At 68.0% G+C, this 11146-nt stretch carries 11 protein-coding genes; 1 reads left to right on the plus strand and 10 read right to left on the minus strand.

Annotation, left to right across the window (positions count from 1 at the left end; translation table 11 throughout):
- Window positions 1-52 precede the first annotated feature (52 nt).
- The 5 genes from glmM to trpB form a co-directional block, all read right to left on the minus strand.
- Window positions 53-1402 (minus strand): phosphoglucosamine mutase, encoded by a 1350-nt coding sequence (gene glmM, locus AC1PLA_RS13605; protein WP_481104737.1) that lies wholly within the window; start codon window positions 1400-1402, stop codon window positions 53-55.
- 82 nt (window positions 1403-1484) lie between these two features.
- Window positions 1485-2369, minus strand: a complete 885-nt coding sequence (gene accD, locus AC1PLA_RS13610) for an acetyl-CoA carboxylase, carboxyltransferase subunit beta (protein WP_016902982.1) — start codon at window positions 2367-2369, stop codon at window positions 1485-1487.
- Window positions 2370-2575: 206 nt separating this feature from the next.
- Complete coding sequence (gene trpA, locus AC1PLA_RS13615) at window positions 2576-3382, minus strand: tryptophan synthase subunit alpha (RefSeq protein WP_481104738.1); 807 nt, start codon at window positions 3380-3382, stop codon at window positions 2576-2578.
- 39 nt (window positions 3383-3421) lie between these two features.
- Window positions 3422-3631 (minus strand): hypothetical protein, encoded by a 210-nt coding sequence (locus AC1PLA_RS13620; protein ID WP_039816394.1) that lies wholly within the window; start codon window positions 3629-3631, stop codon window positions 3422-3424.
- Window positions 3631-4848, minus strand: a complete 1218-nt coding sequence (gene trpB, locus AC1PLA_RS13625; protein ID WP_039522203.1) for a tryptophan synthase subunit beta — start codon at window positions 4846-4848, stop codon at window positions 3631-3633. The genes AC1PLA_RS13620 and trpB overlap by 1 nt, the downstream gene beginning before the upstream one ends.
- Window positions 4849-4954: 106 nt before the next feature.
- On the opposite strand from trpB, the gene AC1PLA_RS13630 reads away from it, so the two are divergent.
- The gene (locus AC1PLA_RS13630; protein WP_481104739.1) at window positions 4955-5875 is read left to right on the plus strand and encodes a LysR family transcriptional regulator; all 921 of its coding nucleotides are present in this window, start codon (window positions 4955-4957) and stop codon (window positions 5873-5875) included.
- 133 nt (window positions 5876-6008) lie between these two features.
- Here the strand turns inward: AC1PLA_RS13630 and AC1PLA_RS13635 are convergent, their stop codons facing one another.
- The 5 genes from AC1PLA_RS13635 to AC1PLA_RS13655 form a co-directional block, all read right to left on the minus strand.
- Window positions 6009-6677: a phosphoribosylanthranilate isomerase gene (locus AC1PLA_RS13635; RefSeq protein WP_481104740.1), complete on the minus strand. Its 669-nt coding sequence runs from the start codon at window positions 6675-6677 to the stop codon at window positions 6009-6011.
- On the minus strand, window positions 6674-7447 hold the full coding sequence (gene truA, locus AC1PLA_RS13640; RefSeq protein ID WP_039526468.1) for a tRNA pseudouridine(38-40) synthase TruA: 774 nt from the start codon (window positions 7445-7447) through the stop codon (window positions 6674-6676). The genes AC1PLA_RS13635 and truA overlap by 4 nt, the downstream gene beginning before the upstream one ends.
- A 38-nt stretch (window positions 7448-7485) precedes the next feature.
- Entirely contained in the window at window positions 7486-7872 is a 387-nt protein-coding gene (locus AC1PLA_RS13645) for a VOC family protein (RefSeq protein ID WP_039522207.1), read from the minus strand.
- Complete coding sequence (locus AC1PLA_RS13650; RefSeq protein ID WP_481104741.1) at window positions 7869-9839, minus strand: motility hub landmark protein FimV; 1971 nt, start codon at window positions 9837-9839, stop codon at window positions 7869-7871. Before AC1PLA_RS13650 ends, AC1PLA_RS13645 begins: the two co-directional genes overlap by 4 nt.
- 219 nt (window positions 9840-10058) lie before the next feature.
- The gene (locus tag AC1PLA_RS13655; RefSeq protein WP_039510062.1) at window positions 10059-11084 is read right to left on the minus strand and encodes an aspartate-semialdehyde dehydrogenase; all 1026 of its coding nucleotides are present in this window, start codon (window positions 11082-11084) and stop codon (window positions 10059-10061) included.
- Window positions 11085-11146 lie beyond the last annotated feature (62 nt).

Genomic DNA, 11146 nt, shown 5'->3' on the forward strand with positions numbered 1-11146 from the left:
GTAGAACGTCGCGGCCTTGGCAAAGACCACGCACACACCAATGATCAGCGACTCACGCCGCGTCACGCACGGCTCCGGAAAGACGGTCGAGCGTGTCCTGCATCAGGCTGGCGTCGTCGGCTTCCACGGTCACGCGCACCACCGGCTCGGTGCCAGACGGACGCAGGAACGCGCGCCCACGGCCCTGCACGGCGGCCTGCGCCTGCTGCAGCGCCTGCTGCACGCCGGCGGCCTCCACGATCGCCTTGGCCGCCCCGCCCCCCAGCCGCACATTGACGGTCTTCTGCGGCACCTTGCTCAGGCTGCCCAGGGCCTTGCGCAGGCTCTGCCCGTCGCGCCCCAGCGCCTCGAGCACCTGCAGCGCGCTGACGATGCCATCGCCAGTGGTGGCGCGATCCAGGCACAGCAGGTGGCCGGAGGTTTCGCCGCCCAGCGTGCCGCCGCCCTCGACCAGGGCCTGGTGCACGTAGCGGTCGCCGACCTTGGCGCGCTGGAACGGAATGTTCAATGTGGCCAGCGCCTGTTCCAGACCGTAGTTGGTCATCAAGGTGCCGACCACGGTGCCGGTGAGCCGGCCGCTGGCCTGCCAGGAGCGCGCGAGCACATAGAGCAGATCGTCGCCATCGACCGGGTTGCCTTGGTCGTCGGCCATCAGCACGCGATCGCCATCGCCATCGAAGGCGATGCCGAGCTGCGCACCGCTCTCGCGCACCTTGGCGGCGAGGTTGTCGATATGGGTGGAGCCGACACCGGCGTTGATATTGAGCCCGTCCGGTGCGGCACCGATGACGACCACGTCCGCACCCAGCTCGCGGAACAGCATCGGCGCGATGTGATAGGTCGCGCCATGCGCGCAATCCAGCACCATCTTCAGGCCGTGCAGGGTGAACCCGCGCGCCACGCTGGCCTTGCAGAATTCGATGTAACGGCCGATCGCATCACGGGTGCGGATCGCCTTGCCCAGGCGCTCCGATTCCACGGTGTGGAACGGCTCGTCCAGCGCGGCCTCGATCGCCGCTTCAGTGGCGTCGTCGAGCTTCTCGCCTTCGGCAGAAAAGAACTTGATGCCGTTGTCGTAATGCGGGTTGTGCGAAGCGCTGATTACCACGCCGGCGTCGGCACGCAGGGTGTTGGTCAGGAAGGCGATGGCCGGGGTCGGCATCGGGCCGATCAGCTGCACGTCGGCGCCGGCGGCGACCAGGCCGGCTTCCAACGCGGCTTCGAACATGTAGCCGGAGATCCGGGTGTCCTTGCCGATCAGCACCAGCGGACGCTTGCTGCGGCCCTTGGTCAGCACCCGACCGAGCGCATTGCCCAGCCGCAGCACGAAATCGGCCGAGATCACGCCCTGCCCGACCCGACCGCGGATGCCGTCGGTTCCAAAATACTTGCGACTGCTCATGCGTTGCGGTGTTCCTGTCTAAGGGTGGACGCGCGCGCAGCGGCGCGTGCGACGGTGTCGCGCATGCGCGCAACCACTGGCCTCATGCGGCCGCGTCCTGCGGATGCGGCTGGCGCATCATCATCGCGGTCAGATCGGCGATGCGGTCGCGCAGGTCGCGGCGGTCGCAGATCTGGTCGATGGCACCGTGGTCGAGCAGGAACTCCGAACGCTGGAAGCCTTCCGGCAGGGTCTCGCGCACGGTCTGCTCGATCACGCGCGGGCCGGCGAAACCGATCAGGGCATGCGGCTCGGCGATATTGATATCGCCCAGCATCGCGAACGAGGCCGACACGCCACCGGTGGTGGGATGGGTCAGCACCGAGATGTACGGCAGGCCGGCTTCGCGCAGGCGACCGAGCGCGGCAGAGGTCTTGGCCATCTGCATCAGCGAGAACAAGCCCTCCTGCATGCGCGCCCCGCCGCTGGCGGAAAAGCACACGAACGGGCAGCCGACTTCCAGCGCCACTTCGGCCGCGCGTGCGAAGCGCTCGCCGACCACCGAGCCCATCGAACCGCCCATGAAGGCGAAGTCGAAGGCCGCGGCGACCAGCGGATTGCCCTTGAGCGTGCCGCGCATGGCGATCAGTGCGTCGTACTCGCCGCTGCTCTTCTGGCTGGCCTTGATGCGCTCGCCATAACGCTTCTGGTCCTTGAACTTGAGCACGTCGACCGGGCCCAGCTGGGCGGCGATCTCGGTGGTCGCGGTGTCGGGATCGAACAGCGAGTTCAGGCGCGCGCGCGCGCGGATCGCCATATGGTGGTCGCACTTGGGACACACCTCGAGGTTTTCCTCGAGCTCGGGCCCGTACAGCGCGCTGCCGCAGTTGCTGCACTTCTCCCACAGGCCCTCGGGGACGCTGCGCTTCTTGGCCGGGGTGTTCTCGGTGCGGATGCCGGAGGGCATCAATTTGCTGAGCCAGCTCATGCGTGTATGACAATCCATGCAGGGCGGCCATGCGGGCCGCAGAGGGGCGACAGTCTAACGCGCCGCGGGAAAGCCGAGGTAGCGCGGAGGCTAAATGCAGGGCCGGCGGGCCCGGCCCGTGCCTGCCGCGCGGGCGCTTAAAGGCCTGCGCACCAGTGGCGCGCAGGCCGCGCCGTCTCCCCCTGCAGGAGAACGCGGCGTTGGTTTCAGGCCTGGTCGAGCGCCTGGCGCAGTGGGGCCACGAAGGCTTCGGCGTGTTCGCGGGCGCTGCGGACGTCGGTGGCTTCGGCCAGCGCGGCGACCAGGGCGCTGCCGACCACCACCCCTTCGGCGTCGACGGCCATCGCGGCGGCGCTGGCGGCGTCCTTGATGCCGAAGCCGGCCACCACCGGGGCGCCGGCACGCCGACGCAGCTGGCGCAGGCGGTCGCTGGCGGCATGGGTGTCGAGCAGATTCGAGGCGCCGGTGACGCCGGCGAAGCTGACGTAGTAGAGATAGCCCTGGGCGCTGCTGCACAGCATGTCCAGGCGCTGCTCGCTGGTGGTCGGCGAGGCCAGCGCGATCAGGGCCAGGCCGACCTCGGTGAAGATGGCGCGGGTCTCGGCCGCCTCTTCGGGCGGCAGATCGACCAGGAGCAGGCCATCCACCCCGGCAGCGACGGCGGCTTCGGCGAAGCGCCGGGTGCCGTGGATCTCGATCGGGTTGAGGTAGCCCATCAACACCACCGGTGTGGTGGCGTCTTCGCGGCGGAATTCGTGCACCGCCTCCAGCACGTAGGCCAAGCCGGCACCACGGCCCAGCGCGCGCTCGGAGCTGCGCTGGATGGTGGGACCGTCGGCCATCGGGTCGGAGAACGGCACGCCCAGCTCGATGACGTCAGCACCGGCACGCACCAGCGCGTGCATGACCGGCACGGTGGCTTCCAGCGACGGGTCGCCGGCGGTGATGAAGGGGATGAGCGCCTTGCGGCCATCGGCGCGCAGGCGCTGGAAGGTTTCGTCGATACGACGCATTGAAAGACCTTGCAAAAGTTTAGAGGCGGTGCGACCGCTTCAATGGATGTCCTGGTACATGGCAGGCGGCAGTTCGGCCAATGCCTGGGCTTCGACCTCGAGGTCGAAACTGTCCAGGCAGCAGCCGCAGCCGCTGTTTTCCGAGCAGCTGCGGATCTGCGGCGCCCAGCGATCGAGCCAGGCGAACAGCAACTCCTGTTCGCCCGGCTGATCGGCCAGCGCGGTCACGGTGACGCGCCGCAGTGGCATCAGACCTGCACGCCTTCGCGCGCAGCGATGGTGTGCACGTCCTTGTCGCCGCGGCCGGACAGGTTGCACAGGATCAACGCGTCCTTGGGCATCTCGCGCGCGAGCTTGATCGACTGCGCCACCGCGTGGCTGGATTCGAGCGCGGCCAGGATGCCTTCGGTATGCGCCAGCAGATGGAAGGCAGCCATCGCTTCGTCGTCGGTAATGCCCTGGTAGACCGCGCGGCCGCTGTCGGACAGGAACGAATGCTCCGGGCCCACGCCCGGGTAATCCAGGCCGGCGGAGATCGAATGGGTTTCGGTGATCTGGCCGTCGTCGTCGCAGATCACATAGGTGCGGTTGCCATGCAGCACGCCGGGGCGCCCGGCCGCGATCGACGCCGCATGACGGCCGCTGGCGATGCCGTCGCCGGCCGCTTCGGCACCGTAGATCTTGACGCCCGGGTCGTTGAGGAAGGCATGGAACAGGCCGATCGCATTGCTGCCGCCACCGACGCAGGCGCTGATCGCATCCGGCAGGCGGCCGAAGTCTTCCAGCATCTGCACGCGCGCTTCGCGGCCGACAATCGCATTGAAGTCACGCACCATGCGCGGATACGGATCCGGGCCGGCCACGGTGCCGATGATGTAGAAGGTGTCCTGCACGTTGGTGACCCAGTCGCGCATCGCCTCGTTGAGCGCGTCCTTGAGCGTGGCCGAGCCGGAGGTCACCGGGATCACCGTGGCACCGAGCAGTTTCATGCGGTAGACGTTGATCTTCTGCCGCTCGATGTCGGTGGCACCCATGTAGACCACGCACTCCAGGCCCAGCCGCGCGGCGACCGTGGCGCTGGCCACGCCATGCTGGCCGGCGCCGGTCTCGGCGATGATGCGGGTCTTGCCCATGCGGCTGGCCAGCAGGGCCTGGCCGATGGTGTTGTTGATCTTGTGCGCGCCGGTGTGGTTCAGGTCCTCGCGTTTGAGCAGGATCTGCGCGCCGCCCACTTCGCGGCTCAGGCGCTCGGCGTGGTAAATCGGGCTGGGCCGGCCGACGTAATGCTTGAGATCCTTGTCGTACTCGGCAATGAAGGCCGGATCCTGGCGCGCTTGGTCATAGGCGGCAGCCAGTTCCTGCAACGGGCCGATCAAGGTCTCGGCGACGAACCGGCCACCAAACTTGCCGAAGTGGCCGGCAGCGTCCGGATAGGCGTGAAAGTCACTGATGGGCTGGGCCGACATGGGAATCCTCTGCAGCGATGCGGTCATACAAGAAGCATTACTGTAGCGCAGCCACGGCGCGCGATAAATCGATAAGATTGCCGCAACCTGTGACCTGGACTCACATATGAGCACCCTGCTTCCACCGCTGGCAGCGCTACGCGCGTTCGAATCCGCGGCGCGTCTGCAGAGCGTCAGCCGGGCCGCGCAGGAGTTGCACGTGACCCATGGCGCCATCAGCCGGCACGTGCGCTCACTGGAACAGGCCCTGGGCGCGGCGCTGTTCACCCGCCAGGGCCGCGGCCTGGTGCTGACGCCCGCCGGCGTCCGGCTGCGCGATGCGACCGGTGAGGGCTTTGCGCTGATCAGTGACACCTGGGCGGCGTTGCGGCGCCCCAGCAGCGAGGCGCCGCTGGTGCTGGGCTGCTCGGGCAGCCTGCTCGCGCGCTGGGTCATCCCGCGGCTGGGCCGGTTACAGCGGGATCTGCCGCAGGTGCGCCTGCACCTGTCGGCCAACGAGCAGGCGCCCGGCCCGGATCTGGACGGCCTGGATGCGGCCCTGCTGCTGGACACCCCGCCCTGGCCAGGCGACTGGCAGGTGCACGAGCTGGGGGTGGAGTGGATTGGTCCAGTGTTGAGTCCGCAACTGGCATCGGCGACGCAGCTGGCTGGCAGAGCGCCTGCCGCCCTGCTCGATCACGCCTTGCTGCATACCCGCTCGCGCCCGCAGGCCTGGCCGGAATGGGCGCAAAGCCATGGCGTGGTAGCCGAAGCACTGCGCTTCGGCACCGAATTCGAACATCTGGTCTACCTGCTGGAAGCCGCCGCCGCCGGACTGGGCGTGGCGATCGCACCGCAACCGCTGGTTGCCGCGGACCTGGCCGCCGGACGCCTGCTGGCGCCCTGGGGCTTCACGCCAACCCGCGGCCGCTGGGTGCTGTGCGCCGCAAGGCGCAACCCGGATCCACGCATCGACCAGCTCGCCGGCTGGTTGCGTAGCGCACTTTCAGAAGATCAGCAGCGCACCACGGATGCCGCAAGCGTCTAATTTGAAACCTCAGTGGTCTGCGAAACAGCGACCGAACAATCGATCATCAGAGAAGCGAAAGATCTAGGGCAATCAAAACAACGAAGCAGACTGCCTACTCCGATTCCCCAATCCCGATTCCCGACTCCCCAACTCACCCCATCTCGTGACAATCGGCCCGGCGCACTTCTTCGACGAACTTGCGCATCATGTGGCCGTCCTTGATGCCGGGCGCCAGCTCCACGCCGCTGGACACGTCCACACCCCATGGCAGCGTTGCCACGATCGCATCGAACACGTTGTCGGCGGTGATGCCGCCGGCCAGGAGAAATGGGCGATGCAGGCCGGTCGGCAGGCGCGACCAATCGAAGGTCTTGCCGGTGCCGCCGCCTGTGCCGGGTGCATGGCTGTCGAACAGGAAACCGGCGGTATTGGGAAAGGCGAGCTGCAGGGTTCGCGCGTTGGCGTCCTCGCCATTCATCCCGCCGCTGCCCATCGGCACCGCCTTCAGATACGGCAGGTTGAAGCTGCGGCAGAACGCGTCGTCTTCCTCGCCATGGAACTGCAGCAAGGTCGGACGTACGGTGCGCACCACTTCGCGCACTTCTTCCTTGGAGTTGTTGCGGAACAGCGCCACCACATCGACCATCGGCGCAGTGGCTTGGCGCATTGCGCGCGCCTCGGCCGGCGCCACGCGGCGCGGGCTGCCATGCGCAAAGATGAAACCTACCGCGTCCACACCCAGCTCGCCGGCCAGTCGAATATCACCGGCGCGGGTCATGCCACAGAACTTGATACGGGTGCGGTACAGCGATCGATTCATTGGGTTACCTCAGCGGGCAGATGCCACTCTGCGGGATACAGCGGCCCGATGAAGACCAGGCCTTGTGGCGGCGCTGTCGGCCCGGCCACCGTGCGGTCGCGGCCGGCCAGCAACGTCGCGATCCAGTCGCCCGGTTGTTCTCCGGTTCCGATCAGGATCAGCGAGCCAACAATATTCCGCACCATGTGATGAAGGAATGCATTGGCCTGGACCTGCACCTCCACCACCTCGCCGATGCGTTGCACGCTGATGGCCTGCAGGTTGCGGCGTGCATGCAGGGCCTGGCATTGCACGCTGCGAAATGCGCTGAAGTCGTTCTCGCCCAGCAAGGCCTGCGCGGCTGCGTGCATGGCATCGGCATCCAGCGGGCGCCGTTCCCAGCTCAAGGTCTGGCGATACAGCGCCGGGCGTATCTGCCGATTGAGCAGGCGATACCGGTAGCGGCGTGCGCGTGCGGAAAACCGCGCATGGAAGTCGGCGGCCGCCGGCACGCACCAGCGCACCGCGATCGATGGCGGCAGGCGCGCGGTGGTGCCCAGCATCCAGCCACGCGGCTCGCGGCGCGCATCGCTGTCGAAATGCACCACCTGGCATTCGCCATGCACGCCGGCATCGGTGCGGCCTGCGCACACCACCTGCACCGGGGCATCGGCCACCGAGGACAGCGCCGCCTGCAGGCTGGCCTGTACGCTCGGCCCGCCATGTTCCCCCAACTGCTGCCAGCCCTGAAACTCGCTGCCGTCGTACTCCACGCCCAGCGCGTAACGCATCGGAACCTGCCTGTTATCGAATCGATGGAGCGCGCGGACTAGCCGACCGCGCGCTCGGACCACACCGCCAGCGTGTTACCGCCCGGCTCGCGGAAATGAAAGCGGCTGCCGCCGGGAAAGCCGAACACCGGCTTGACGATCTCGCCACCGGCGGCAAGGATCTGCTCGGCCATGGGCTCCAGCGCATCGGCATACAGCACGACCAATGGGCCAGCGTCTGCCGGCGCTGCGGCGGTGACGCGATAGAAACCGCCGTCCAGACGACCGTCGTTGAAGGCCAGATAATCCGGGCCATAGGCCTGAAACTGCCAGCCGAACACGGCTTCGAAAAAGGCGCGACTGGCCTCCAGATCGAGCGAGGCGAATTCCACGTAATCGATGCGGCGCTCGCGTGCGGCGGCCATGCTGTCCAGCGCCGGGCTCATGCCAGGCGTTCCAGCAGTTCGGCGGCCTCGGCGCGGCTGGCCTCGTCGCCGGTTGCGGCGACTTCCAGCAACAGGCCGCGCGCGGTGTCCCTGTCGCCAAGGTCCATGTAGGCCACGGCCAGCTCCAGACGATCGCGCCCTGCCGAGACGAATTCCCTGCTGTTCACCGCGCTGGGCACAGCGGCCGGCGCGATGGGGGCCGGATCGATATCCAGGCGGTCCTGTGTGGCGACCGACGCGGACGGCACGCCCGGCGGCAGATCGTTGCTGGCGTGCGCAACGTCACCGTATGGCGGCTGGCCGTCTTCCGGCTGCGCGTGCGCGGACCTCGGCGGCTCCGGCATCGGGTCCTCAGGCGCAACGAACGCCGGCTGCTCTACCGGAAGCGCTGGCGGCGTTGCGCGCAGCGAGCGCCAGTCCTCGCTGGCGACCACCGGCGGCGCGGCGGCAGGCTCGGACAACAGCGGCTCGCGGCGCAGCACATCGGACAGCGGTTGCTGCGTCTGGTAGGCGCGTTCTTCCTCGCGCAGATCGGCCTGCTCGAATTCGGGGTCGTGCAGCACATCGTGTTCGCTGGGCACGGTGGCCTGCGCATCGTCCTGCGGTTCGGCGGCGTCTGCCGCGGCACCGACCGGCACGAAATCGAACTGACGCCGCGGCAACGGCGGCAGCGGCGAGGGTTTGCGCCGACGCGCCGCCAGCCAAGCGACGACCGCCGCGACGATCAACACCAGGCCACCGATCAGCCACAGCGGGAACCCGCTGCCCTGCTGTGCCGCAGCCGGCGTCTCCGACAGCCGCTTCTGCGCGGCCGCCAGGTCGGTGTCCTTCATGGCGATCAAGGCTTGCTGTTGCTGCTTGAGCTTTTCCAGATCGGCCACGCGGGTGCGCAGATCCTGCAATTCCGCATCGCGGGTGGCGATGTCTTCTCTGGCCTGTTGTAACTGTTGGTTGGCCGCCATGTCGCCCTCGCCTTCGGCACTGGTGCCGGACGTGGCGCCGGCGGTGTTGGTTTGACTCGCCACTGCAGGTGCGATCTCGAGTCGCGCGCCGGCAGCCGCCGAGGCCGCCGCTGCGGCAGGCGCAGGCGTTGCGGCCGCAGCGCCGGCCTCGGCCGGCTGCGGCATCGCCGAGCGCGCCTGACGCCACTGCGCGGCCTGCTCGCGCACCATCACCGCCGCCTCGGCGGCGCCGACCTGCGCCAGCGCATCTTCCTGCGGGGTGCGCAGCACTGCGCCCTGCTTCAATCGATTGATGTTGCCGCCGATGAAGGCGTCCGGGTTGTTACGCAGCAGCGCCAGCATGGTCTGGTCGAGCGAATGCCCGCTGGAACGGGCCAACGCGGCAGCGATCTCCGACAAGGTCTGGCCCGAGCGCACCGCCGGCAACGCATCGCCGGCCGGCACCGGCGCGGCAGCGCGCGTGCTGGAACGCGTGCCGGGCGCCGCCGCGTCGGCGGCCTGTCCGGCGCGCTCGGCAGCGGCTGCGGGCGCGGCGGCCGGCGCGCGTGCGATGGCATTGCTGGCCCCGGCGCGCGGCGCCTCGATGCCTGGCTCGGCGATCGCCGCGGCGGTGTTGGGCGCATCGACCAGTGCGGAATATTCGCGCACCAGCCGGCCCTGGCCCCACTCCACCTCGATCAGGAAGTTGATCGCCGGCTGCTCCACTGCCTGGCTGCTGGTCACACGGATCACCGCACGCCCGCGCGCGTCCTGCGCGAACTGGAACTGCAGGTTGCTGACCAGGCCCTGCGGGCGCTCCAGGCCGACCCGTGCAAACGTGGTAGCCGATGCCAGCGCCACGCGTGCGTTGTCGAGTTCGCCCGGCTCGTTGGAGATGACCGGGATCTCGGCCACCAACGGCTGCCCGGGCCTGGACAGCACCCGGATATCGCCCAAGCCCAACGCCATGGCAGCGCCACTGCAGGCCATCAGCAGCAGCGCACCTATCCCTTGTATCGGACGCATCGCGCCCCCGCCCCTATGTTTCATGGGCATCAATATAGCCGCTGCATGAGCGAAAAAGTCGGCGACCCGACGCAGAGCGCAGATGCCGCCGCGATGCCGCGATGCGACATGCATGCTGCAGGCCATCGACAGTGCATGGGTAGGAGCGCGCTTGCGCGCGATGAGGCTTCACTGGGAGAGCTTCATCGCGCGCCAGCGCGCCCCTACAAACTCCCGTGCTCAGCCTTCCTGTGCGACCAGCTCGGCCAGCTGCACGGCGTTGAGCGCGGCGCCCTTGCGGATGTTGTCCGAGACGATCCACAGATTCAGGCCGCGCGGATGCGACAGGTCCTCACGGATACGGCCGACGAACACCGCGTCCTTGCCGGAGGCATGCGTGACCGGCGTCGGGTAGCCGCCAGGCTTGCGCTCGTCCACTACTTCCACGCCGGGCGATGCGGCCAGCAGCGCGCGCGCGTCTTCGACGCTGATCTTGTCGCGGGTTTCGATCGCCACCGCTTCGGAGTGACCGTAGAACACCGGCACGCGCACCGCGGTGGGATTTACCTGGATGGAGTCGTCGCCCAGGATCTTGCGCGTCTCCCAGACCAGCTTCATCTCTTCCTTGGTGTAGCCGTTGTCCTGGAAGTCGTCGATATGCGGAATCAGGTTGAAGGCGATCTGCACCGGGAAACGCTGCGGGTCGATCTGCTGGAAGCTCAGCAGCTCGCTGGTCTGCTTGCCCAGCTCTTCCATCGCCGAACGCCCGCCGCCGGAGACCGACTGGTAGGTCGCCACATTGATGCGCTCGATGCCGTACTTGCGGTGGATCGGGCCGAGCGCGACCAGCATCTGCATGGTCGAGCAATTGGGGTTGGCGACGATGCCGCGCGGGCGCTGCTTCAGCGCTTCAGGGTTGACCTCCGACACCACCAGCGGCACGTCGTCGTCGTAGCGGAACGCGGAGGAATTATCGATCACCACCGCGCCGGCGGCGGCGAACTTGGGGCCGTACTCCTTGGACACGCTGCCGCCTGCGGAGAACAGCGCGATGTCCACGCCGGTGGGATCGAAGTCGGCCAGGTCCAGCACATCGACCTTGCCGCCATTGAACTCCACCTGCCCGCCGGCCGAGCGCGCCGAGGCCAGCGCGTACAGGGTGGCGACCGGGAAGTTGCGCTCGGCCAGGATGCTCAGCATGGTCTCGCCGACAGCGCCGGTGGCGCCCACGACCGCGACGTTGAAACGACGGTTTTCGTTGCTCATGAGATTGTCTTTATCGAATAAGGAAAGTGGGGAATACGCTTGCGCAGTGGGTTCGGGGAACC

It is taken from the genome of Xanthomonas sp. NCPPB 1826, from assembly GCF_056725285.1.